Origin of the sequence: Roseicyclus persicicus (assembly GCF_012395815.1) — a bacterium.
Lineage (GTDB): Bacteria > Pseudomonadota > Alphaproteobacteria > Rhodobacterales > Rhodobacteraceae > Roseicyclus > Roseicyclus persicicus.
The window spans coordinates 774,951-796,419 of record NZ_JAAZQQ010000001.1; the positions used below are offsets into that span (position 1 = coordinate 774,951).

General features: G+C 71.3%; 24 protein-coding genes and 1 riboswitch. Of the genes, 10 read left to right on the forward strand and 14 right to left on the reverse strand.

Annotated elements, in window-relative coordinates:
* The 9 genes from urtC (at position 1) to HCU73_RS04040 (ending at position 7,457) form a co-directional block, all read left to right on the forward strand.
* On the forward strand, positions 1-1,170 hold the full coding sequence (urtC, locus tag HCU73_RS04000; protein WP_168622091.1) for an urea ABC transporter permease subunit UrtC: 1,170 nt from the start codon (positions 1-3) through the stop codon (positions 1,168-1,170).
* The gene (gene urtD, locus HCU73_RS04005; RefSeq protein WP_168622092.1) at positions 1,167-1,907 is read left to right on the forward strand and encodes an urea ABC transporter ATP-binding protein UrtD; all 741 of its coding nucleotides are present in this window, start codon (positions 1,167-1,169) and stop codon (positions 1,905-1,907) included. Before urtC ends, urtD begins: the two co-directional genes overlap by 4 nt.
* A 1-nt stretch (position 1,908) precedes the next feature.
* Positions 1,909-2,610 (forward strand): urea ABC transporter ATP-binding subunit UrtE, encoded by a 702-nt coding sequence (gene urtE / locus HCU73_RS04010; protein ID WP_168622093.1) that lies wholly within the window; start codon positions 1,909-1,911, stop codon positions 2,608-2,610.
* 146 nt (positions 2,611-2,756) lie between these two features.
* Positions 2,757-2,866, forward strand: a riboswitch (guanidine-I (ykkC/yxkD leader).
* Positions 2,867-2,950: 84 nt separating this feature from the next.
* The gene (locus HCU73_RS04015; protein ID WP_168622094.1) at positions 2,951-4,015 is read left to right on the forward strand and encodes a putative urea ABC transporter substrate-binding protein; all 1,065 of its coding nucleotides are present in this window, start codon (positions 2,951-2,953) and stop codon (positions 4,013-4,015) included.
* A 24-nt stretch (positions 4,016-4,039) separates the two neighbouring features.
* A complete protein-coding gene (locus HCU73_RS04020) occupies positions 4,040-4,852 on the forward strand; it encodes an ABC transporter permease (protein ID WP_168622095.1) in 813 nt (270 codons plus the stop codon).
* Positions 4,849-5,640, forward strand: a complete 792-nt coding sequence (locus HCU73_RS04025) for an ABC transporter ATP-binding protein (RefSeq protein WP_168622096.1) — start codon at positions 4,849-4,851, stop codon at positions 5,638-5,640. Before HCU73_RS04020 ends, HCU73_RS04025 begins: the two co-directional genes overlap by 4 nt.
* Positions 5,594-6,838, forward strand: a complete 1,245-nt coding sequence (locus HCU73_RS04030) for an agmatinase family protein (protein WP_168622097.1) — start codon at positions 5,594-5,596, stop codon at positions 6,836-6,838. The genes HCU73_RS04025 and HCU73_RS04030 overlap by 47 nt, the downstream gene beginning before the upstream one ends.
* On the forward strand, positions 6,828-7,283 hold the full coding sequence (locus HCU73_RS04035) for a hypothetical protein (protein ID WP_168622098.1): 456 nt from the start codon (positions 6,828-6,830) through the stop codon (positions 7,281-7,283). The genes HCU73_RS04030 and HCU73_RS04035 overlap by 11 nt, the downstream gene beginning before the upstream one ends.
* Positions 7,284-7,286: 3 nt before the next feature.
* The gene (locus tag HCU73_RS04040) at positions 7,287-7,457 is read left to right on the forward strand and encodes a hypothetical protein (RefSeq protein WP_168622099.1); all 171 of its coding nucleotides are present in this window, start codon (positions 7,287-7,289) and stop codon (positions 7,455-7,457) included.
* Positions 7,458-7,464: 7 nt separating this feature from the next.
* Here HCU73_RS04040 and HCU73_RS04045 read toward each other — a convergent pair whose 3' ends face one another.
* The 9 genes from HCU73_RS04045 to HCU73_RS04085 are packed head-to-tail and all read right to left on the reverse strand — an operon-like array spanning position 7,465 to position 14,312.
* Positions 7,465-7,860 carry a CBS domain-containing protein gene (locus tag HCU73_RS04045; protein ID WP_168622100.1) on the reverse strand — a complete coding sequence of 132 codons (396 nt, stop codon included), beginning with the start codon at positions 7,858-7,860 and terminating at the stop codon, positions 7,465-7,467.
* A complete protein-coding gene (locus HCU73_RS04050) occupies positions 7,857-8,027 on the reverse strand; it encodes a hypothetical protein (RefSeq protein ID WP_168622101.1) in 171 nt (56 codons plus the stop codon). The genes HCU73_RS04045 and HCU73_RS04050 overlap by 4 nt, the downstream gene beginning before the upstream one ends.
* Positions 8,015-9,004, reverse strand: a complete 990-nt coding sequence (locus tag HCU73_RS04055; protein ID WP_168622102.1) for an FAD:protein FMN transferase — start codon at positions 9,002-9,004, stop codon at positions 8,015-8,017. Before HCU73_RS04055 ends, HCU73_RS04050 begins: the two co-directional genes overlap by 13 nt.
* Before the next feature lie 3 nt (positions 9,005-9,007).
* Positions 9,008-10,231, reverse strand: coding sequence for an NADH:ubiquinone reductase (Na(+)-transporting) subunit F (gene nqrF, locus HCU73_RS04060; RefSeq protein ID WP_168622103.1), 1,224 nt, complete (start codon positions 10,229-10,231; stop codon positions 9,008-9,010).
* Entirely contained in the window at positions 10,228-10,839 is a 612-nt protein-coding gene (gene nqrE / locus HCU73_RS04065; protein ID WP_168622104.1) for an NADH:ubiquinone reductase (Na(+)-transporting) subunit E, read from the reverse strand. Before nqrE ends, nqrF begins: the two co-directional genes overlap by 4 nt.
* The gene (locus HCU73_RS04070; RefSeq protein WP_168622105.1) at positions 10,836-11,501 is read right to left on the reverse strand and encodes an NADH:ubiquinone reductase (Na(+)-transporting) subunit D; all 666 of its coding nucleotides are present in this window, start codon (positions 11,499-11,501) and stop codon (positions 10,836-10,838) included. The genes nqrE and HCU73_RS04070 overlap by 4 nt, the downstream gene beginning before the upstream one ends.
* A gap of 3 nt (positions 11,502-11,504) precedes the next feature.
* The gene (locus tag HCU73_RS04075; RefSeq protein ID WP_168622106.1) at positions 11,505-12,302 is read right to left on the reverse strand and encodes a Na+-translocating NADH-quinone reductase subunit C; all 798 of its coding nucleotides are present in this window, start codon (positions 12,300-12,302) and stop codon (positions 11,505-11,507) included.
* On the reverse strand, positions 12,289-13,071 hold the full coding sequence (locus tag HCU73_RS04080) for an RnfABCDGE type electron transport complex subunit D (RefSeq protein ID WP_168622107.1): 783 nt from the start codon (positions 13,069-13,071) through the stop codon (positions 12,289-12,291). Before HCU73_RS04080 ends, HCU73_RS04075 begins: the two co-directional genes overlap by 14 nt.
* Positions 13,068-14,312 (reverse strand): Na(+)-translocating NADH-quinone reductase subunit A, encoded by a 1,245-nt coding sequence (locus tag HCU73_RS04085; RefSeq protein ID WP_168622108.1) that lies wholly within the window; start codon positions 14,310-14,312, stop codon positions 13,068-13,070. The genes HCU73_RS04080 and HCU73_RS04085 overlap by 4 nt, the downstream gene beginning before the upstream one ends.
* Positions 14,313-14,423: 111 nt before the next feature.
* Between HCU73_RS04085 and HCU73_RS04090 the strand changes: the two genes are divergently transcribed.
* On the forward strand, positions 14,424-15,620 hold the full coding sequence (locus HCU73_RS04090; RefSeq protein ID WP_168622109.1) for a cytochrome C: 1,197 nt from the start codon (positions 14,424-14,426) through the stop codon (positions 15,618-15,620).
* 7 nt (positions 15,621-15,627) lie between these two features.
* Here HCU73_RS04090 and HCU73_RS04095 read toward each other — a convergent pair whose 3' ends face one another.
* The 5 genes from HCU73_RS04095 to HCU73_RS04115 form a co-directional block, all read right to left on the reverse strand.
* Entirely contained in the window at positions 15,628-15,981 is a 354-nt protein-coding gene (locus HCU73_RS04095; RefSeq protein ID WP_168622110.1) for an Hpt domain-containing protein, read from the reverse strand.
* Between the two features lie 13 nt (positions 15,982-15,994).
* Positions 15,995-16,933 (reverse strand): response regulator, encoded by a 939-nt coding sequence (locus tag HCU73_RS04100; RefSeq protein WP_168622111.1) that lies wholly within the window; start codon positions 16,931-16,933, stop codon positions 15,995-15,997.
* Positions 16,934-16,987: 54 nt separating this feature from the next.
* On the reverse strand, positions 16,988-17,434 hold the full coding sequence (locus tag HCU73_RS04105) for a response regulator (RefSeq protein ID WP_168622112.1): 447 nt from the start codon (positions 17,432-17,434) through the stop codon (positions 16,988-16,990).
* A 24-nt stretch (positions 17,435-17,458) separates the two neighbouring features.
* Positions 17,459-19,081 (reverse strand): PAS domain-containing sensor histidine kinase, encoded by a 1,623-nt coding sequence (locus tag HCU73_RS04110; protein ID WP_168622113.1) that lies wholly within the window; start codon positions 19,079-19,081, stop codon positions 17,459-17,461.
* A gap of 203 nt (positions 19,082-19,284) precedes the next feature.
* Positions 19,285-21,270, reverse strand: coding sequence for an ATP-binding protein (locus tag HCU73_RS04115; RefSeq protein WP_168622114.1), 1,986 nt, complete (start codon positions 21,268-21,270; stop codon positions 19,285-19,287).
* Positions 21,271-21,469: the final 199 nt, after the last annotated feature.

The following is a 21,469-nucleotide window of genomic DNA, read 5'->3' on the forward strand; positions in this document are numbered from 1 at the left end:
ATGGAAGGGTCGATTTTCACCCGCAACCGGTCGGTGCCCGTGTTCATCGGGGTGCTGACGCTGCTGGCGCTGGGCGTGACCGTGCTGTCGGAGGCCTATGGCACCGGGGCGCTGTCGGTCAGCTTCACCAAGGTGCTGGGGATGACGCTCTGCCTGTGCCTGGCCGCGCTGGCGATGGACCTGGTGTGGGGGTATTGCGGCATCCTCAGCCTCGGCCATTTCGCGTTCTTCGGGCTCGGCGGCTACGTCATCGGCATGTGGCTGATGACGGCGCGGACCGAGACCATCGTGCGCGCGAGCCTGGAGGGCGCCGTGATCCCGCCGACCGAGGCGGAGGTCAGCACGGCGACCGCGCTGCAGATCTTCTCGGTCGTGGGCGCGACGGACTGGCCGTGGATGTGGGCGGTGTCGGACAGCCTGTTCCTGAGCCTCGTCATGGTGGTGCTGGTGCCGGGGCTCCTGGCGCTGGTGTTCGGCTGGCTGGCGTTCCGCAGCCGGGTGACGGGGGTCTACCTGTCGATCCTGACGCAGGCGATGACGCTGGCCCTGTCGCTCTACCTGTTCCAGAATGACACGGGCCTGCGTGGAAACAATGGCCTGTCCGGGCTCCAGAATATCCCCGGATTGGAAACAATCGGGCAGGACCGGATTTCGGTCTGGTTCTTCTGGGCCTCGGCGCTGGTTCTCGGCCTCGCCTATGTCGGGGCGGCCTGGATGGTGTCGGGCAAGTTCGGCAACATCATCCGCGGCATCCGCGACGACGAGCAGCGGGTGCGGTTCCTCGGCTACCGGGTCGAGGGCTACAAGCTCTTCGTCTTCACCTTCACCGGCATCCTCTGCGGTGTCGCGGGAGCGCTCTACTACCCGCAGGCGGGCATCGTGAACCCCGACGAGATCGCGCCGATCGCGTCGATCTACCTGGCGGTCTGGGTCGCCATCGGCGGGCGCGGGCGGCTCTATGGCGCGGTGATCGGGGCGGCGGTGGTGTCGCTGTTGTCGACCTACTTCACCGGCGGGCGGGCGCCCGACATCGACCTGGGCGTCTATGTCATCGAGTGGGTGGACTGGTGGCCGGTGCTGCTGGGCCTCGGCTTTGTCTTGGTGACGCTGTTCGCGCCCAAGGGGCTGGGCGGGCTGGTGGACAGCCTCGTGCGGAAGGACGCGCCATGAGCACGCTCTTGGAGGTTCAGGGGATTTCCGTCACCTTCGACGGGTTCCGGGCGATCAACAACCTCAGCTTCGTCATCGGCTGCCCCGAGATGCGGGCGGTGATCGGGCCGAACGGGGCGGGCAAGACCACCTTCATGGACATCGTCACCGGCAAGACGCGACCCGACACGGGCACGGTGCGCTGGGGCGAGATGGGCACCTCGCTCCTGTCCATGTCCGAGGCGCAGATCGCGCAGGCGGGGGTGGGGCGCAAGTTCCAGCGGCCGACCGTGTTCGAGGACCAGACGGTCTGGGACAACCTGCGGGTGTCGCTCAAGAAACCGCGCGGGCCGCTGTCGGCGCTGTTCGACCGGGTGACCGAGGCCGACCGCGCGCGGATCGCCGAGATCGCGGCCGAGATCGGGCTGTCTGACCAGTTGCAGCGCCCTGCGGGAATCCTCAGCCACGGGCAGAAGCAGTGGCTGGAGATCGGGATGCTCCTGGCGCAGGACCCGAAGCTGTTGCTGGTGGACGAGCCCGCGGCGGGCATGACGACCGAGGAGCGGGAGCATACGACGGCGCTGCTCAAGCGGCTGGCCGAAAGCCACGCGGTGGTGGTGGTGGAGCATGACATGGAGTTTGTGCGCCGCCTCGACTGCAAGGTGACGGTGCTGCACGAGGGGTCGGTGTTGGCCGAGGGGTCGCTGGATCACGTGATGGCGAACGAGCGCGTCATCGAAGTCTACCTGGGGCGTTGAGATGCTGGAAACCCGCGACCTGACGCTCCACTACGGCGGCAGCCAGATCCTGAACGGGGTATCGATCACGGCCGAAAAGGGGCAGGTGACCTGCGTCATGGGCACCAACGGGGTGGGCAAGACATCGCTGATGAAGGCGATCTCGGGCACGCACCCGCGCTCGGGCGGCGAGGTGATCCTGAACGGGCAGCGGCTGGGGAAATTGCCGGCGCACCGGCTGGCGCAGATGGGGGTGGGCTATGTCCCGCAGGGGCGGATGATCTTTCCGCTGCTGACCGTGCGCGAGAACCTGGAGACGGGCCTTGCCTGCCTGCCCAAGGCGGAGCGGGTGGTGCCCGATCGCATCTACGAGATGTTCCCGGTTCTGAAGGAGATGCAGAACCGGCGCGGCGGCGACCTGTCGGGCGGGCAGCAGCAGCAGCTGGCCATCGGGCGGGCGCTGGTGACGCGGCCGAAGCTCTTGTTGATGGACGAGCCGACCGAGGGCATCCAGCCCAACATCATCCAGCTGATCGGCCGGGTGATCGAGCAGCTGCGCGCCGAGGGCGAAATGGCGATCGTGCTGGTCGAGCAGTATTTCGATTTCGCCTACGACCTCGCCGACCGGTTCTACGTCCTGAGCCGGGGCGCGACGGTGTTTTCCGCCGCCAAGGCCGACACCAGCCGCGACGCGGTGCAGGCGGCCTTCAGCCTCGGCAAGTGACTCGCGCGCCCCTGCCGTGGGGCGACTGCCCAGAAAACAGGCATCCGCCCGCAAACCCGCCACTTGGTCGCGCGTCGGCGTGCACGGGGGCGGCCGGGGCGCCCGGCGGCTTTGACCGGGCGGGGCCGGAGGCGCAGCGTGGGGGTGCGCAGAGCATTTAGGGTTCCGCCCGGGGCGTCCCGGGGCCAGGTCCGAGAAATGCAGCCGAGCCGGTCAATCCCGGCGCGGTACACGGCGGGACAAAATCCCGGGAGAACCCTGCGCGATAGGTTCGGCCGCTCCCTGAACGCTTTCCTTCGGTCGGACTTTGAACATTCGCATCCGATCGGAGGAACCGACGATGACCAGACTTGCCCTCGCCACCACCACCGCGCTGACGCTTGCGCTGAGCCCCGGTTTCGCCACCGCGCAGGAGCGGACGGAATTCCGCGTCGCCTGGTCGATCTATGTCGGCTGGATGCCCTGGGGCTACCTGGAGGACTCCGGGATCATGGACGCCTGGGCCGAGCGCTACGGCATCGACATCGAGATCGTGCAGATCAACGACTACGTCGAGTCGATCAACCTCTACACCGCGGGCGAGTTCGACGGGGTGAGCGCGACCAACATGGACACGCTGTCGATCCCGTCGGGGTCGGGGGTGGACACCACCGCGCTGATCGTGGGGGATTTCTCCAACGGCAACGACGCGGTGATCCTGAAGGGCGAGGGCACGCTGGAAAGCCTGGCGGGGATGCCGGTGAACCTCGTGGAGCTGTCGGTGTCGCATTACCTGCTCGCCCGCGCGCTCGACAGCGTGGGGCTGCAGGAGCGCGACCTGGCGGGCGTCATCAACACGTCGGACGCCGACATGATCGCGGCCTTCCAGACCGACGACGTGCAGGCGGTGGTGACGTGGAACCCGCTGGTCTCGACCATCGCCGAGGACCCGGCGGCCAACATCCTGTTCACCTCGGCCGACATCCCCGGCGAGATCATCGACATGATGGTCGTCAACACCGAGGTGCTGGAGGCCAACCCCGATTTCGGCCGCGCGCTGGTGGGGGCGTGGTACGAGCTGATGACGATCATGTCGTCCGACACGCCCGAGGGGATCGCCGCGCGCACCGCGATGGCCGAGGCGTCGGGCACCGACCTTGCGGGCTATGACGCGCAGCTGGCCTCGACCCAGATGTTCTGGAACCCCGCCGACGCCGTCGCCTTCGTGGAAAGCCCGGCGCTGCCCGAGACCATGGTGAACGTCGCCGAATTCCTGTTCGAGCGCGGCATCCTGGGCGAAGGTGCGCCGTCCGCCGATTTCGTCGGCATCGCGTATCCGAACGGCGTGGTGACGGGCGACCCGGCGAACATCCAGCTGCGGTTCGACCCGAGCTTCATGCAGATGGCCGCCGACGGGTCGCTGTAAGGGCCGCGGGCGGGGGGGCGCGCGATGCGGTGGATCAACCGGCATCCGGGGGCGGCGGGGCGGCTGATGCTGGCCGCGCTGCCCTTCCTGCTGGTCGCGCTGGTCTATTCCGCGGCCTCGGCCGCCCGGCTGGCCGAGAACCCGCAGGACCGCATCCTGCCCAGCTTCGCCACGCTGGGCGACACCGCCCTGCGGCTGCTGACCGAGGAGGACCGCCGCTCGGGCGAGATCCTGTTCTGGGGCGACACGGCGTCGAGCCTGTCGCTCCTGGCCTCGGGCGTGGGCATCGCGGCGCTGCTGGGTCTGTGCGTCGGGCTGGCCATCGGGTTGGTGCCGATGGTCCGGTCGACGTTCCAGGGCTTTGTCGCGGTGCTGTCGATGATCCCGCCGCTGGCGCTGTTGCCGATCCTGTTCATCTCGCTGGGGGTGGGGGATGCGGCCAAGATCGCGCTGATCGCCATCGGCATCACGCCCTTCCTGATCCGCGACCTGTCGGCGCGCACGCTGGAACTGCCGCAGGAGCAGCTGGTGAAGGCGCAGACGCTGGGGGCCTCGACGCTGGCCATCGCGGTGTCGGTGGCGCTCCCGCAGATCATGCCGCGGCTGATTTCCGCCGTGCGGCTGTCGCTCGGCCCCGCCTGGCTGTTCCTGATCGCGGCCGAGGCGGTGGCGTCGGAAAGCGGGCTGGGATACCGCATCTTCCTTGTCCGGCGCTTTCTCGCGATGGACGTGATCCTGACTTATGTCGCGTGGATCACGCTCTTGGCCTTCCTGATCGACTGGGGCCTCGCGCGGCTGTCCCGCTGGGCCTACCCCTGGGCGGAGGCGCGGGCATGAGCCTCGTGGAGGTGCGCGACATCTTCCAGAGCTACGGGCAGCGCCCGATCCTCGAACGGGTCAACCTGAGCGTGGCCGAGGGGGAGTTCGTGTCCATCGTCGGCGCCTCGGGCTGCGGCAAGTCCACCTTCCTGCGGCTGCTCTTGGACCAGGAGCGGCCGACGCGGGGCGAGATCACCGTGGACGGGGAACCGCTCAAGGGCGAGCCGGACCGGACGCGCGGGATCGTGTTCCAGCGCTATTCGGTGTTCCCCCACCTGACCGTGCGCGACAACATCGTGGCGGCCGAGGCCCTGTCGCGGCCTCTCGGCCGGCTGTTCGGGGGCGTGAAACGCGCCGCCTGCGCACGGGCCGAGGCGGCGCTGGAGCGGATCGGTCTGGCTCATGTGGCGCAGCAATACCCCTCGGCGCTGTCGGGGGGGATGCAGCAGCGGCTGGCCATCGCGCAGGCGCTGGCGGCCAAGCCGCGCATCCTGCTGCTGGACGAACCCTTCGGCGCGCTCGACCCCGGCACGCGGGAGCAGATGCACCGGTTCCTGCTCGACCTGCGGGCCGAGACCAAGATGACCGTGTTCATGGTCACCCACGACCTGCCCGAAGCCTTCAAGCTGGGCGACCGCGTGGTCGTCTTCGACAAGACCCGCTGGGACCCGCACGACCCCGCCGCCTATGGCGCGACGATCACCTACGACTTCGACGCCCGGAACGGCGGCATCCCCTACCAACTGAACGAGGACCAAGATGGACTTCCTGACCCCGCGCCGCACCCGGTCGCTGAGGCCGGCTGACGCGCCCGCCCGAGACCGCCGCGCGCATCACCCCGACCTGACCAAGCTTCTGGGCTGGAAGGCGATGCGCGCCGAGGCCGACATCCCCGGCACCCGCTGGGACGAGGAACGGCGCTGGGCGCTGCGCATGGGCCTGACAGGCGCGGACAGCATCGAGGACAAGTCGATCCCCACCTTCGCGCGGGGCGAGCTGCCGCATTACGCGGGCATCAACACGTTTCTGAAGGCGCCCTATGCCGAGGACGTGCTGGAGGTGGCGCATTACGACGCGACGGTGCTGGGCATCCCCTTCGACGGGGGCACCACCTACCGCCCCGGCACCCGGTTCGGGCCGCAGGGGGTGCGCAAGATCAGTGCGCTTTATACCCCCTACAACTACGAGATGGGGGTGGACCTGCGCGAGCAGATGACGCTGTGCGATGCGGGGGACGTGTTCACCATTCCCGCGAACCTGGAAAAGAGCTTCGACCAGATCAGCCGGGCGGTCAGCCACGTGTTCTCCTCTGGCAGCTTCCCCGTGATGATCGGCGGCGACCATTCCATCGGCTTTCCCTGCGTGCGGGGCATCGCGGAGTGCACGTCGAAGAAGATCGGGATCGTGCATTTCGACCGCCACGCCGACATCCAGGAAAAGGACCTGGACGAGCGGATGCACACGACGCCGTGGTTCCATTCCACGAACCTGCCGAACGTGCCGGCCAAGAACCTGGTGCAGATCGGCATCGGCGGCTGGCAGGTCCCGCGCGAGGCGGTGAAGGTGGCGCGCGAGCGCGAGACCAACATCATCACCATGTCCGACATGGAGCGCATGGGCATCGACAAGACCGCCGAGATGGCGCTGGAGATGGCCTGGGACGGGGTGGACATGGTCTACATGTCCTTCGACATCGACAGCATCGACTGCGGCTTCGTCCCCGGCACGGGCTGGCCCGAGCCGGGCGGGTTCCTGCCGCGCGAGGCGTTGGCGCTGGCCTCCAAGGTCGCGGCCGAGGGCCTGTGCGGGATGGAGCTGGTGGAGGTGTCGCCGCCCTACGACACGTCCGACATCACCGCGCTGATGGGGACGCGGGTGATCGTGGACGTGCTGGGCTCGATGGTGGCGCATGGCACGCTGGGCAAGCACAAGGCGCATATCGACAAGCCGGTCAGCATCCCCCACGGCGAGTTCGAGGGGCGGAGGTGGTCCAATGCCCCATGACCATCACCACCACGGGCACGGGCACGGGCATCACCACCACGACCACCCGCACGGGCACGGCCACAACCACGCCCATGCCGATCACCTGCATTCCCATCTCATGCCCGAGGACGAGGCCGCCGACCTGCAGGTGCTGACCGCGCAGTTCATCGACGGCTTCGTCAGTGCCCGCGACAAGGCCGCCTACCTGCGGCTGGCGGGCGTGCCGCTGGAGCGGCCGGGCAAGACGGGGCCGAGCACGCTCAAGCTGGTGGACGTGGAGCTGAAGACCGAGTGGCAGGTGGGCACCGCCTCGCCGTCCTTCGGCACGCGGGAGCTGAGCTACCTGCCGTTTCCGGGCGAGATGATCCGGGAACGCACCAACATGGCGCTGGTCTATGTCTCGATGGACGAGAAGGACCGCCTCGATATCCGCGATTTCCTCGCTGCACGTGAAAGGACCTGACCGATGAAGACCGTGATCGCCGCCCTTGCCCTGACCCTGCCCGCCGGTGCCGCCCTGGCCCACGAGGCGGGCGCCGTGGCCCACATCCACCCCCATGGCGGCGAGGCCGTGCTGGCCGCGCTGGCGGTGATGGCGGGCGTGGCCGTCCTGTGGTGGCGCAGCCGCCGCGGCTGACCCTGCCTCAGCCGCGCGCGAACAGCGCGGCCAGCACAGCACTGCGCTCGAGCATCCCCACCAGCCTGCCGCCCTCGATGACGGGCAGCACGCGGTGGGGCACCTCGAGGAACAGCTCGGCCGCGCGGACGATGTCGTCGCCGGCGTCGACCGTCACGACCGTGGCCGACATGTGGTCGCGCACGGTGCCGCGCCATTCCTGATAGTAGCTGGCATGGAGCGCGGGGCGGAAGCAGTCCTTTTGCGTCAGGATGCCGACCGGCGCGCCGCCAGCATCGACCACCGGGGCGGCGGCGGCCCCGGCCGAGATCAGCGCGCCGATGGCGCGGCGGATCGGGTCGTCGGGGGACAGGCGCAGGATGTCGGCCTGCATGACGGTGCGGACGCGGAGGTCGGTGCTCATGGCTGCCGCCTTGCCCGCGCCTTGGGGCAGCCGGCGCAGGCGGGGCCGGCGGCGCAGCTGTCCTGCCCGCCGCAGCTGGCCCGCGGGGCGCGGCCGCCGAGCAGGAGCCCGAGGCCAAGGCCCCCCGCGGCCAGCAGGAAGATCGGGACGGCGATCAGGAGTTCCATATCAGCGCCTCCGGGATGTCGCCGGTCGTCTCGGCGCGGAGCGTGTCGCCGTCTTCCGACAGGAACAGGGCGGAGAGGCCGTGGCGGCGGGCGAGCGCGGGGCCGTCCGCGGCCCCGGCGGCGAAGAGGGCGGTGGCCCAGCCATCGGCGGTCATGGCGTCGGGGGCGGTCACGGTGACGGAGCGCAGCGCGCCCTGCGCCGGCGCGCCGGTCGCCGGGTCGATGATGTGGCCGTAGGTCGCCCCGCCCGGCAGCGCGTAGCCCTGCGCGCGCAGGCCCGAGGTGCCGACGGCGCGGTCGGTGAGAGACAGGAGGGCCGCGGGGGTGTCGTGGCCGGGGCGCGGGTCCTCCACCGCCACCTGCCAGGGGCGGCCGGAGGGGTGGCGGCCAAGGGCCAGAAGCTCGCCGCCGATGTCGAGGAGCAGGCTGTCGTGGCCGGCGTCGCGGGCCAGCGCCGCGACCCGGTCGAGCGCGCGGCCCTTGGCGATGCCGCACAGGTCGAGCGTCAGGCCCGCCCGCGCCTTGGCGATCCGCGCGCCCTCGACCTGCAGGCCGGCCCAGCCGGTCGGGCCGTCGCCGTCGATCGGCCCGAACCCCCAGCGCGCGACCAGCGGGCCGACCGTGGGGTCGAAGTGGCCGTCGCTTGCCTCGGCCAGCGCCAGGGCGGCCTGCGCCACATGGGCGGTCTCGGGCGACACGGGATGCACGCCTTCGCCGCCCCGGTTCACCACCGTGATCTCGCTGTCCGCGCGCCAGGGCGACACCTGCGCGTCGACCTCGGCCAGCAGCGCGGCTATGGCGGGCCGGAGCCGCTCCAGCCCCGCGCCGCCGGGGGCGACCAGCTGCCACTGCGTGCCGAAGGCCGGGCCGCCGATCCGCTCGACGCCGGTCGTGCCCGCGCGCGCCAGCGCCGGGAGGGTCAGCGCGCCGGCGGCGAGGCCGAGGACGTGGCGGCGGGGCAGGGAGGTCATGGGCATGGCTCAGACTCCGAAATCGTCGTTGAAGATGGACCGCGGCTCGACGCCCAGCCGTTCCAGCGTGGCCAGCACCGCCGAGATCATCACCGGCGGGCCGCAGAGGTAGTATTCGCAGTCCTCGGGCGCGGGGTGGCCCTGCATCTCGCGGCGCACGGTCTCGTGGATGAAGCCCGTCGCCCCGCGCCAGCGGTCGCCCGGCGCGGGGTCGGACAGCGCGGGCGTCCAGCTGAAGTTGGGGTGGGCGGCGGCCAGCGCCTCGAATTCCTCGGTGTAGAACAGGTCGGCGGCCGAGCGCGCGCCGTAGAAGTAGCGGATGCGCCGGCCGCTGCCCTTGCCCAGCGTCTCGTGGATCATGGCGCGCAAGGGCGCCATGCCGACGCCGCCGCCGATGAACACCATCTCGCGGTCGGTGGGCTGGACGTGGAAGTCGCCGAAGGGCCCCGACACCTCGACCGGGTCGCCGGGCTGGACCGAGAACAGCCAGGACGACACGATCCCCGGCGGCACCGCGCCCTCGCGGCCCGCGGGCGGCACGGCGAGGCGGATGTTGAACACGGCATGGCCGTGGTCCTCGGGGCGGTTCGCCACCGAGTAGGCGCGGGTGACGGGCGCGTCGGAGGCGACGGTCAGCCGGTCCCAGCCGGCGATGCGCCAGGTCTCGGCGAAGGCGGGGCCGGGGGCGAGGGAGGCGAAGTCGAGCCGGTAGGCCGGCGCGGTGATCTGCATGAACTCGCCCGCGCGGTAGGAAAACGGCTGGTCCTCGGGGATCTTCAGCACGATCTCGCGGATGAGCGGCGCCAGCATCCGGGCCGAGGCGACGGTGCAGGTGTAGCCGCCGCCCGCGCTGAGGATGTCGGCGGACACCGTGACCGCGCAGTCGCCGCGGAGCGCGGTCTGGCAGGCCAGCCGCACGTGGTCGCGCCGTTCGCGGGCCGAGAGGATGCCGCGCTCGGTCGCCTGCGGCTCGCCCGCGCCGGCGCCGGTGACGGTCACGCGGCAGAGCCCGCAGGTGCCCGACCCGCCGCAGGCCGCGGGGATGCCGATGCCCGCCCCGTGCAGCACGCCCAGCAGGCGGTCACCGCGGGCGGCGGCCAGGTGGGTGGTGCCGTTCACCGTCACGTCGATCGCGCCCTGCGGCACCAGCCGGCGGCGCGCGTACAGCAGGCCGATGGCCAGCCCCGTCACGAGCAGGATCACGGTCAGGCTGCCGACGAGGATCTCGGTCATGGCGCGGCCATCAGGGTGAAGGACGCGAAGCCGAGCGACATCAGCCCGGCGAGGACGAAGGCGATGCCGAGCCCGCGCAGGCCATCGGGCAGGTCGGCATAGGCGAGCCGCGACCGCACCGCGCCCAGCATCGTCACGGCCAGCGCGAAGCCCGCGCCGGAGCCGAGCCCGTAGACGGCGGATTCCGCCAGCGTGAACTGGCGTTCCACCATGAACAGGCTGCCCGCGAGGATGGCGCATTGCACCGTCAGGAGGGGCAGGAACACCCCGAAGGCCGCGTGGATCGCCGGGAAGAAGCGGTCGAGCGTCATCTCCAGCAGCTGCACGGTGGCCGCGATCACGCCGATGAAGGCGATCAGCGACAGGTAGGACAGGTCGAGGTCGGGCATCCCCGCCCAGGCCCAGGCGCCGGGGGCGAGCAGCGCGGTGTAAAGGAGCTGGTTCAGCGGCACGGTCACGGCCATCACCGCGGTGACGGCGATGCCGAGGCCCAGCGCCGTCTCGGGCCGCCGCGACAGGGCAAGGAAGGTGCAGAGGCCGAGGAACAGGCTGAGCGGCATGTTCTCGGCCAGCGCGGCGTCGAGGAAGAGGGACCAGAGCTCGGTCATTCCGCCGGCTCCCCGCGGCCCATGGGCGCGTGTTCGGGCGTCTCGGCCTGCTCGGGCCGCAGCGTGCGGATGGCCCAGACCAGCCCGCCCAGCAGGAAGAAGGCGCTGGGCGCGAGCAGCATCAGGCTGAGCGGCGTGAACCAGCCGCCCTGGTCGGCGAGGGGCAGGACGGCGAGGCCCATCAGCTCGCCCTTGCCGAACAGTTCGCGCAGCGCGCCGATGATGACGAGGATCAGCGAATAGCCGAGCGCGTTGCCGAGCGCGTCGACCATGGACGGCAGCGGCGGGTTGTGGCGGGCATAGGCCTCGGTCCGGCCGAGGACGAGGCAGTTGGTGGTGATGAGGCCGACGAAGACCGACAGCGCCTGGCTGATCTCGAAGAACCACGCCTGCAGCACCTGGTCGATGACGATGACCAGCGAGGCGATGATGACGATCTGCACGATCAGGCGGATCGTGTCGGGGATGTGGTGGCGGATCACGCTGATCAGGCCCGCGGCGAGCGTCAGCACCACGGTCAGCGAGGCCGCCATGGTCAGCGCGGTGGCGAGCGAGGTGGTGACGGCCAGCGCCGAGCAGATGCCGAGGATCTGCAGCGTCACCGGGTTCTCGCGCAGGAGCGGCGCGGTCAGCGTGGTCCAGAGCGAGGGGCGCGCGGGCATGGCCTAGAACTCCCCCCGGCGGATCGCGGCGAGGAGCGGCCCGTAGCCGTCGGGCCCGAGCCAGAAGCGCACCATGCGGGTGACGGCGTTCGACGTGCGGGTGGCGCCGGTGATGCCGTCGACCTCGTAGACGCTGGCCGCGGTGCCGCGGGCGACGGCGAAGCGCAGGGTGCCGTCCTCGTCGCGGGTGCGGGTGCCGGGGAAATCGGCGAGCCAGCCGGCCTCCTCGATTCGGGCGCCGAGGCCGGGCGTCTCGGACTGCCGCGTGACCGACAGGCCGGCGATGGTGTTCATGTCGCCCGACAGCGCCAGCACGGCGTCGATGCGGCCGTTGTAGCCCGCCCCGCTGATCGGCAGGAGCACGACCGACACCTCGCCCGCGTCGCGCAGCAGGTAGATCTGCGCGTAGTCGGGCCGCTGGCCGAGGCCGGCGAGGTCCTGCCCTGCGTCCAGCGCGGTCCAGTTGGCGGGATCGGCCAGCGCGGTCGCCAGTGTCGCCGGCGTGACGTCGCTGGCGGCGCGGCCACGGACGAGGTCGATGACGACGGTGCCGAGCGTGCCGCCCGACTGCGCCAGCAGGTCGGCCATGCCGGGGATGCCCGCCACCAGCGCCTCGATCCTGGCCTGTTCCTCGGCGGCGCGGTTGGCCGACTGGATCGGGCGCAGCATCACGGTCGCGCCCGAGACGAGGATGGCGCAGACCGCCGACACGGCGAAGGCCACGGCCAGCGTCTTGCCGCGGCTTTCGTTCGGCAGCGCGAGGAACCGGCGCCACGCGCCCAAGGGGTCAGGGCCTGCCATGACGCCTCCGTCTTTGCTGGAGCCAGAGCGCGATCGCCGCCTCGTCGAGAAGCGGCGCCGCGAGGGACGCGAGAAGCGCGGCCGCCACGCAGACCTGCACCGGCGCGGCGCCGGCCCAGCCCGCCGCGAAGACGAGGACGAGGGCGGCGTAGAGCGCGCCGTTGAGCCAGCGGCCGAGCGGGGTGGCGGCGCTGGCGACCGGGTCGCAGACGAGCAGCACCAGCACCAGCCCCGCCACCGGCAGCACCGGGCCGAGGTCGGCGCCGGCGGCCAGCGCGAGGCCCGCGACGGCCGTGGCGCCCGCGACGACCCCGAAGGGCATGACCCCCAGCGCGATCCCCAGCGCGGCCGCGGGGATCGCGGCCCAGGCGACGGGGGCGACGAACTCGGGCCAGGGGAAGGCCGGGAAACCGAAGCCGAGGAAGGCCAGCGTGACCGTCGCGGGGTTGACCACGTTGCGGCCCCAGCCGCCGAACACCAGTTCGCCGAACACCGCGCCGAAGCTGATGCCGAGGACGAGGCGGAAGAGCCCCAGATCCTCGGGCGCCAGCATCGCCACGGCCAGCGCCGCCAGCGCCCCGGCCAGCGACGGCGGCTGCGCGCGGGCGAGCATGAAGACGCCGTGCCAGGCCCCCGAGACGACCAGCGCCAGCGCCAGCCGCGCCACCGCGTCGATGCCGCCGAACCACAGCCACATCAGCGCCACCGGCATCAGCGCGGCCAGCAGGAGAAGCGCCACAGTCTCGCGGTCCCAGAGCCCCCGGATCATGGCGCGGCCTCCGCCTCGGCGCGGTCGAGGAGCGCGCGCAGGTGGTGGGCGAGTGGCGGCTCGGCCCCGGTCACGTAGTCGATCAGGGCCAGGTCCTCCTCGAGCAGTGACAGGGCGCCCAGCTTCACCGCGGTCTCGTCGTCGCCGATGGACAGCGCGCGGACCATCGCCATGACCGGAAAGGCCCCGCCCGCCGCCTGGTGCAGCGCGGCCGAGGGGATCACCGGCCGCGGCAGGGCGGAGCGGGTCAGCGCCGACAGGAACCAGTGCGGCACGCGCGCGGCGGCCGGCCCGGGCAGCACGGTCGCCTGCCGGTGCAGCGGCGCGAGAAAGCGCGCCTCGTGCCCGTCGAGCGCCGAGCCGGACAGGATCCGGTGCGGCCCCGGCTGCACCGCGCCGTAGGCCAGCGCGCGCAGGTCGGCGCCGATCTGGCAGGTGAGGGTGCGGGTCTCGGTGAGCGCGGGGCCAGCCACGGTGACGCGCCGGGTCTGCGGCAGGCGGCCGGTGGCGAGCAGCGTGCCCAGATGCGCCGCGTCCTCGGCGTGCAGGTCCCAGACCGGGGCGTCGGGGCGGGCGGGGAAGGCGGCGTGGAGGCAGAGGCCCGGCAGGCCCTGCGGGTGCCGGGGGCCGACCGCGATGCGGCGGAGGCGCGGGCCGGTGAGGCCGGGCAGGGCACCGGGCGGCGCGCAGAGGCAGACCGGCCCGTCGGTCAGCCGCGCCAGCGCGGCGAGGCCGCGGGCCAGCGCCTCGGCGTCGACGTGGAGGTCGGGGGCATGGGGCCGGGTGTCGGCGGCCATGACGAAGATCGCGGCGGGCCGTTCGGCGGCGGCGGGCATCCGGCCGAAGGGGCGGCGGCGCAGGCGGCGCCAGACCCCGGCGGCCTGCATCAGCCGCACAAGCCCCGCGGGCGTGTCGGCCCCGGCGCGGTCGTGGGTGGCCACGTCGCCGCCGGCCTCGCGGAACAGCACGATCTCGGACAGGCGGTGGCCGGGGCGCAGGCCGACACGCCCGACGCGGGCGGGCATGGGGGCCACCAGCGCGATGCCGGGCGCGTCGCGGAGCCGGGCCACCGCCGCCCCCTCGGCCACCGCCGCGCCCTCCTCGACCAGCAGGTCGACCCGCAGCTCCTCGCCGGGGGAGACCCCGATCGCGGCCTCCTCGGTCACCATCCCGGCCTCGGGCGCCGGGGGCGGCGAGGGCAGATCGGGCCTGAGGCCGGGGCGGGCGGAGGGGCCTGCCATCATGTCGCGTCGATCGCCCGCAGCATGGGAGACTTTCTTGTTTCACGCAAAAGTTGTATCCCGAAGGTAGACCAAGCGCGCGACTGCACTCAAGCACATGGAAGGATCGACATGCGAAACTTCACCCTTGCCTTGTTCGTCGCGCTGCCACTGGCGGCGATTCTGGCGGCAGGAACCGCGTTCTGGCCGGTGTCCGCCCAGGAGGCGCAGGGCGATGCGCCCGTGACGCTGCCCCTGTCGGGCGACGAGGTGCTGCTGCCCTACGTCATCCCCGAGGCGGGGCCGTTCAACCCCGAGCAGATCGAGATCGAGAACAACCAGGCCATCGCGGACTGGTTCCGCTCGGCCCATGCCGATGCCGCCGCCGAGGCGTTCCGGCACTGGGACGACGAGGAGGGCATCCGCCCGGTCTGCGCGGTGTGCCATTCAGGCGCCGGGTTCCGGGCGTTCCACGGGCTCGACGGCAGCCCGCCCGGCATCCCCGAGGAATCGGTGGACGTGGGCGGGGTGGTCGACTGCGAGACCTGCCACAACCAGGGCCTGTCGCGGATCACCGAGATCAGGATGCCCTCGGGCGTGATGCACCCGGTGCAGGGGGTGGAGGCGTCGTGCATGACCTGCCACCAGGGCCGCACCGCCGGCGTGACGGTGGTCGAGGCCGTGGCGGGCCTGGCCGAGGACGGGCCGAACCCGGACCTGCGCTTCATCAACCCGCACTACGCCACCGCGGCGGCCACCTGGCTGGGCGGCTACGGCGGGGCTGGCTACCAGTACGAGGGGCGGGACTATTCCGGCCGCTTCTTCCACGCCCGCCCGGTGGCGAGCTGCGTGTCCTGCCACCAGCCGCACACGCTGGAGGTGGCGACGGACGGCTGCCGGACCTGCCACGAGAACGGCACGCCCGAGGAGATCCGCCTGGCGCGGCAGAGCTATGACGGGTCGGGCAACACCACGCAGGGCATCCGGGTGGACATCGCCAACAACGCCGCGACGCTGATGTCCTTCGTCGAGCGCTACGCCGCCGAGGTGGTGGGCGTGCCGATCTACTACGACGGCGGGCGCTACCCGTATTTCTTCGCCGATGCGAACGGGGACGGGGTGGCGGACACGGCCGACGGCAACCCGGTGGTCTATGCCAGCTGGACGCCGCGGCTGCTGAGGGCGTCCTACAACTGGAAGCTGGTGACGGCCGATCCCGGCGCCTACGCCCACAACCCGCATTACGCGCTGGAGCTGCTCTACGACTCGATCGAGGACCTGGCCGGCGCGCTGGGGGTGGAGATGGCGAGCCTCGGGCTCCTGCGGTAGCGGGGGTTCAGCGCCCGTCGAGGTCGGCGTCGAGCAGGCGCTCCATCTCGTCGAGCATGGCGCCGGTGCGCCGGGCCGCCTCGGTGTCGCCGAGGCGGCCGTAGCCGAAGCCCCAGCCCTCCTCGACGGCGCGGGCCAGCGTGCCAAGCTCGTCGAAGCCCAGGCTCGGGGCGACGCCGGCGGTCTTGTGGGCGCGGTGCACGATGGCCTCGCGCAGCTCGGGGCGGGGGCCGTCGCGGTCCATCGCCTGGAGGATGGCGTCGATCTCGAGCACCCGGTCGCCCAGGCGGTCGAGGAAGGACCGGCGGATCCGGTCGAGGTGCGCCGCGAGGTCGGTGGCCATCGGCATGTGCATGGTCATGGCCGGCCCCGGATCACGCGGTCCGGGTCAGGCCGGCGCCCTGCCGCCGCACGCCGGTGACGGCCTCGTCGATGATGCGGTCGGGCGCGCGCAGGTGGCTGGCGCCGCAGGCCACGGGCGTGCCCACGGCCACGGTCGGCAGGGTGATCCCGAGGTCCTTGTAGACCAGGTGGAATTCCTCGATGTAGTGGCTGAGCCGGGCGGCCAGGCGCTCGCCGTCCTCCAGCTCGGAGCGGTTGGCGAGGAACACGAAGGTGCCGCCGCCGGCATAGCTGATCATGCGCAGCCGGCCCTGCAGGCAATCGGACAGGCAGGTCGCCACGTCGACCATGATCTCGCCGAAGACGGCGCCGCCCTCGAGGTCGTAGATCTCGCGCGCATTGACCACCTGCACCGCGACCGCCGAGGTCGCCATCGCCCGGAACAGGCCGAGCGCGTTCAGGTAGTTGGCCATGGCGAGCCGGTCCATCGCGCCGACGACGCGCTTCATCGGGATGCCGTCCATGAAGCCGTAGGAGGCCATGGCGCGCATCGCGCCGTTGCCCTGGGTCACCGCGATCTGGGCGCGCAGGCGCTCGAGCACCAGCTGCTCGATCACGCCGAGGCGGGCGCGGATCTCGATCGGGTCGACGGGCTTGGTCAGGTAGTCGGTCGCGCCGGCGGAAAAGGCGCGGTCGATGTGGTCGCGGTCGGACATGATGGTGTTCATCATGATCGGCGCGTCCCGGTACTGGGGCAGCGCGCGGATGCGGCGGCACAGCTCGATGCCGTCCATGCCGGGCATCTTGATGTCCAGGATGAAACAGTCGAACGGCACTTGCGCGTAGCCGATCTTGCGCAGGGCGTCGTCGCCGGACACGGCGGTCGTCACCCGGGTGTATCCCAGCGACTGCAGCGTCGACTGGAACAGCGCGAGGAAGTCGGGATCGTCGTCTACTGCCAGGATCTTCATGGTCTGCCTCATCGTTGGGAGGGAATCGGCCAGCGCCTCACCCGCCTTTTTTTGTTAGATAGTCTGCAACATTGTCGGAAATTTGGCGGGATTGCGGTTTGACTGGCCCACACCGGGGCCGGTGGCCCGCGCGTAGGCCGCGCGGATCTCGGCCCCGAGCGTCATCGGGTCGAAGGGCTTGGTGATGACGGCAAGCGCGCCCTGGCCCACGAGGTCGTCGGTGGTGCTGTTCTCGGCCTGCGCGGTCATGAAGATCACCGGCACGTCGCGGAGGGCCGGGATGTCGCGCAGGGCGGCCCAGACCTCGGGCCCGGTCATGTCCGGCATCATCACGTCGAGCAGGATCAGGTCGGGGCGCAGGCCCGGCGCGGCGGCGATGGCGTCGCTGCCATTGTTGAACTGGTGCAGCTCGAACCGGTCCACCAGTTCCAGCGCCATGCGCGCGATCTCGAGGATGTCCCGGTCGTCGTCCACGTGCAGGATGGTGCGCAGCTCGGTCATCGGGTCTTGCTCCTGTGGGTCGGGTCAGGCCGCTGCGGTTGCGTTGGCGTTGGCGTTGGCGGCTCCGGCGGTCGACGGCTGCGCCGCCTTTTCCAGCTCGAAGTGGAAGGTGGAGCCGCGGCCGAGTTCGGTGTCGAACGAGATCACGCCGCCGTGCTTGTGGATGATCTTGCGGCAGATGGTGAGGCCCAGGCCCGTGCCCGGATGCTTGGCCGAGCGCACGCCTTCGACCTGCGTGAAGCTGTCGAAGATCGTCTCGCGCGCCGATTCCGGGATGCCGGGGCCGCGGTCGGTGACGGCCACGCGCCAGGCGTCGCCGCGTTCTTCGACCGACAGCGACACGCGGCTGCCCGGCGGCGAGAACTTGGCCGCGTTCGAGATCAGGTTCGACATCACCTGCATCAGCCGGTCGGAGTCGGCCGACACGAAGGCCGGTTCCTCGGCGCGGGTGACGTCGAGGGTGACGTCGCATTCCTGCGCGAAGGCGGCATTGGCCTCGGCCGCTTCGGCCAGCAGGTCGCGCAGGTCGATCGGGCGGCGGGCAAGGACCACCTCGCCCGAGGACAGCTTTTCCAGCACGAGGATGTCGTTGACGATGGTCAGCAGGCGCTCGCTGTTGCGGCTGGCCACGCCCACGACCCGGGCGATCTCGGGGGTGAGCTCGCCCACCACGCCCGATTCCAGCAGCTTGAGCGCGCCCTTGATCGAGGTCAGCGGGGTGCGCAGCTCGTGGCTGACGGTCGAGACCGAGCTGAGCTTGGCCTGTTCGGCCCGGCGCCGTTCCGAGATGTCGCGCACCACCGACACCAGGTGCCGCGTGCCGTTCGGCGAGGTGTCGATGTGCGTCAGCACCTCGACCGGGCCACGGACGTGGTCGATCTCGATGCGCGCGGTGGTCTGCTGGCCCTGCAGGAGCGGCGCGATGTGCCGCCGGAACATCGAGATTTCTTGCGGGGTGAAATAGTCGATCAGGCAGGCGCCCGACACGGCGTCGGCCTCGATCCCGACGCGCTTGCGGGCGCGGGCGTTCACGTAGACGAAGCGGAAGGTCTCGGGGTGGTAGATGTAGACCTCGTCGGGCAGCGCCTCGACGAGGGCGTTGCGGCCCTCGCTCGCGCCCTCGGTCAGGGCGCCGGTCAGGTCGGTGCGGATGAACAGCGCGTCCTTGACGTTGCCGTACTGGTCGAAGCGCGGCAGGATCGAGGTCTGCACGCGCACCACGTGGCCGTCCTTGGCCAGGAGCCGCTGCATCCCCTTCCAGGGCTGGCCCCGCGCCACGGTCTCGCGCAGGTCGTAGAGCTGCGGCAGGTCGCGCTCGGCGTAGAGCATCTCGCCCTTGTGGCCCACGATCTCGTCGGGGGTGTAGCCGAAGGCCTCGAGGAAGCCGTTGTTCACCGACAGGATCCGGCCGTGCAGGTCGCTGATGCTGACGATGGTGTGTTCGTTCAGCGCCTCTTCGCGCAGGCCGATCTCGAGGTCGCGGATGCCGAGGATCCGGGCGCTGGGGGTGCTGCTCATGCGGGCGTGGTGCAGGCTGAGCGTGGTCACGAGCGCGGTGAAGGCCGACACGACCGTGAACAGGAGGAGGAATTCCAGCTTGGTATCCACCTCGAACAGCCGCTCGAACCGGGTCAGAAACAGAGTCAACGTGAACGCAATCGCTCCGTTGCTCAGCAGCAATGCCAAACTTGAAATCGAACGCATCGGTACACCTTCACTGCTCTTTGAAGCTGTCTCGGCCTTGGGGCGGGCGGCTTCTCATTATGTCTTCCGATCCTCAGCTTACCCGAAAGATCGGCGAAATCATGACGCAAAGCGTGTGAGTTGGCGACAGGTCGGGGGCGGCCCGGTCATGCGGCCTGCCGCGAGGCCGGGGCCTCGAACGGGCGCAGCCGGAGCCGGAACACGCTGCCGGCGCCGGGCGTGCTGCGCACGGTCAGGGTGCCGCCCAGCAGCGTCGCCAGCTGGCGCGCCACCGGCAGGCCGAGCCCGAGGCCCGCGGTGCTGCTGCGGCGCGCGCCGCCGAGCTGGCTGAAGCGCTCGAAGATCAGGTCGAGATGCTGGGCCTCGATGCCGCAGCCGGTGTCCTCGACCTCGATCCAGCCGTGGTCGCGGTCGCGGCCGGTGCGCAGGGTCAGCGTGCCCTTGTCGGTGAACTTGAGCGCGTTGCCGAGCAGGTTCTCGAGGATCTGCCGCACGCGGCGCGGGTCGCCGCGCACCGCGACCGGCGGCCCCTCGAGCCGCAGGTGCAGCCCCTTGGCGAGCACCGCCTCGCGCGTGCCCGCCGCGACCTCGGCCGCGATCTCGGACAGGTCGACGCGGTCCATCGCGATCGCGACGCCGCCGTCCTCGAGCGCCACGATGTCGAGGATGCCCGAGATCAGCTGCATCAGGTGCTGCCCGGCGGTGTCGATCTGCCCGGAGAAGCGCTGCAGCTCGGCGTGGAAGGTCGCCAGCCGGTCACCTGCCGCCGCCGCGTCGCCCGACGCCAGCGCCGCCTGCAGCGCCGCGAAGCTGGGCAGGCGGTCGGGGTTGCCGACGAAGGCGTTGTAGCCCAGCACCACGGTCAGCGGCGTGCGCAGCTCGTGGCTGACGGTGTTGAGGAACCGGGTCTTGGCGGCGCTGGCCGCCTGGGACCGCGCAAGGGCCTGTTTCAGCTCGGTAATGTCGACGCGGAAGCCCACGGTGTTGCCCGACGGCGTGCGCCGTTCGACCACGCGGACCCAGCGGCCGTCCTGCAGGTGCTGCTCGGTCGCGCCGCGGGGGTCGGCGTGGGCGGCGAGGCGCTCGGCCAGCCAGGCCTCCTCGCGGCCGAGGGCGTCGGTGTACTGCCCGGAGGCGAGGCCATGGCGCAGGATGTCCTCGAAGCGCGTGCCCGGCTGCATCGCGTCGGCCGAGGCGGCGTAAAGCGCCTTGTAGGTGTCGTTGCACATCACCAGCCGGTCGTCGGCGTCGTACACCGCAAAGCCGTCGTCGAGCGCGTCGACCGCCTCGCGCAGCGTCGCCTCGGCGCGGGACCGGCGCCCGTCGGAGATTTCGAACAGCCGCGTGACCGCCATGACGAGGCCGCCGGCCAGCAGCACCAGCACCCAGATGAAGGGCAGGTTCGGCGATCCGGTCGCCCAGCCGCCCGCCGGGATGGCGGCGACCTGCCAGCGGATGCCGGGCGCGATCACGTCGCGGCGGACCGGCGACATCGCGTCGAGCGGCCCCTCGCCGTAGATCAGGGTGCCCTCCGGCCCCTCGACCACGATCCGCGCCTCGGAAAAGCCATGCCCGAGGCCGGCCGCCTCGAACAGCGCGTCGCTGTCCAGCACCAGGGACACGACCCCCCAGAGCTGCCCCGCGCCGCGGTCGTCGTGCACGACTGACCGGGTGATCAGGCCGCGGCCGCCCTGCACCAGCTCGTGGGGGCCGTCGATCATCGCCTCGTCGGTCTCGACGGCGCGCCGGACCGCCTCGGCAAAGCGGGGGTGCCGGTCGAGCCGCAGCCCGATCACCGGCTCGTTGCCCTCGCGGGGGAAGTTGAAGCGGACCGTCATCCCGGGGGCGGCGGCGACGTTGATCAGGCCCGGCACGCCGCGCGTCAGCCGCTCGGCCAGGCGCGCGTAATCCGCCTCGGGCAGGTCGGGGTCGGCCTCGAAGGCGGCGGCGAGGCCGCGGGTGATCAGGGTCTGTTCGTAGAGCAGCCGTTCGACCGCGGCGGCGGCGACGGCGGCGATCTCGGTCATCTGCACCGTCTGCTCGGCACGGTAGCGCCGGCTCTCGAGCACGGTCACGGCGAAACCGGCCGCGACCACCGAGACCATGAGCGCAACATAGCGCAGGGACGGCATGCCGCCCGTCAGAAACTGCCTCGTCCGGTTCACCGTTTTTTGGACCCTGTCTCCGCAGGATGCGGCGCTCACCCGGGGCAACCATACGCGGGCGCCGGGGAATTGTCGGACCGCGCCCGCGCCGGAGTCAGCGATCAGGGTATACTGTTGCGCAACGCACACATCTTTGGACAGGTGCGCCCGGCGGGCCTGTGGTGCG

Bases quoted from the DNA above. Each gene is read 5' to 3' on its own strand.
- urtC (WP_168622091.1), top strand. From the start codon at position 1: ATGGAAGGGTCGATTTTCACCCGCAACCGGTCGGTGCCCGTGTTCATC.
- urtD (WP_168622092.1), top strand. From the start codon at position 1,167: ATGAGCACGCTCTTGGAGGTTCAGGGGATTTCCGTCACCTTCGACGGG.
- urtE (WP_168622093.1), top strand. From the start codon at position 1,909: ATGCTGGAAACCCGCGACCTGACGCTCCACTACGGCGGCAGCCAGATC.
- HCU73_RS04015 (WP_168622094.1), top strand. From the start codon at position 2,951: ATGACCAGACTTGCCCTCGCCACCACCACCGCGCTGACGCTTGCGCTG.
- HCU73_RS04020 (WP_168622095.1), top strand. From the start codon at position 4,040: ATGCGGTGGATCAACCGGCATCCGGGGGCGGCGGGGCGGCTGATGCTG.
- HCU73_RS04025 (WP_168622096.1), top strand. From the start codon at position 4,849: ATGAGCCTCGTGGAGGTGCGCGACATCTTCCAGAGCTACGGGCAGCGC.
- HCU73_RS04030 (WP_168622097.1), top strand. From the start codon at position 5,594: ATGGACTTCCTGACCCCGCGCCGCACCCGGTCGCTGAGGCCGGCTGAC.
- HCU73_RS04035 (WP_168622098.1), top strand. From the start codon at position 6,828: ATGCCCCATGACCATCACCACCACGGGCACGGGCACGGGCATCACCAC.
- HCU73_RS04040 (WP_168622099.1), top strand. From the start codon at position 7,287: ATGAAGACCGTGATCGCCGCCCTTGCCCTGACCCTGCCCGCCGGTGCC.
- HCU73_RS04045 (WP_168622100.1), bottom strand. From the start codon at position 7,860: ATGAGCACCGACCTCCGCGTCCGCACCGTCATGCAGGCCGACATCCTG.
- HCU73_RS04050 (WP_168622101.1), bottom strand. From the start codon at position 8,027: ATGGAACTCCTGATCGCCGTCCCGATCTTCCTGCTGGCCGCGGGGGGC.
- HCU73_RS04055 (WP_168622102.1), bottom strand. From the start codon at position 9,004: ATGCCCATGACCTCCCTGCCCCGCCGCCACGTCCTCGGCCTCGCCGCC.
- nqrF (WP_168622103.1), bottom strand. From the start codon at position 10,231: ATGACCGAGATCCTCGTCGGCAGCCTGACCGTGATCCTGCTCGTGACG.
- nqrE (WP_168622104.1), bottom strand. From the start codon at position 10,839: ATGACCGAGCTCTGGTCCCTCTTCCTCGACGCCGCGCTGGCCGAGAAC.
- HCU73_RS04070 (WP_168622105.1), bottom strand. From the start codon at position 11,501: ATGCCCGCGCGCCCCTCGCTCTGGACCACGCTGACCGCGCCGCTCCTG.
- HCU73_RS04075 (WP_168622106.1), bottom strand. From the start codon at position 12,302: ATGGCAGGCCCTGACCCCTTGGGCGCGTGGCGCCGGTTCCTCGCGCTG.
- HCU73_RS04080 (WP_168622107.1), bottom strand. From the start codon at position 13,071: ATGATCCGGGGGCTCTGGGACCGCGAGACTGTGGCGCTTCTCCTGCTG.
- HCU73_RS04085 (WP_168622108.1), bottom strand. From the start codon at position 14,312: ATGGCAGGCCCCTCCGCCCGCCCCGGCCTCAGGCCCGATCTGCCCTCG.
- HCU73_RS04090 (WP_168622109.1), top strand. From the start codon at position 14,424: ATGCGAAACTTCACCCTTGCCTTGTTCGTCGCGCTGCCACTGGCGGCG.
- HCU73_RS04095 (WP_168622110.1), bottom strand. From the start codon at position 15,981: ATGACCATGCACATGCCGATGGCCACCGACCTCGCGGCGCACCTCGAC.
- HCU73_RS04100 (WP_168622111.1), bottom strand. From the start codon at position 16,933: ATGAAGATCCTGGCAGTAGACGACGATCCCGACTTCCTCGCGCTGTTC.
- HCU73_RS04105 (WP_168622112.1), bottom strand. From the start codon at position 17,434: ATGACCGAGCTGCGCACCATCCTGCACGTGGACGACGACCGGGACATC.
- HCU73_RS04115 (WP_168622114.1), bottom strand. From the start codon at position 21,270: ATGCCGTCCCTGCGCTATGTTGCGCTCATGGTCTCGGTGGTCGCGGCC.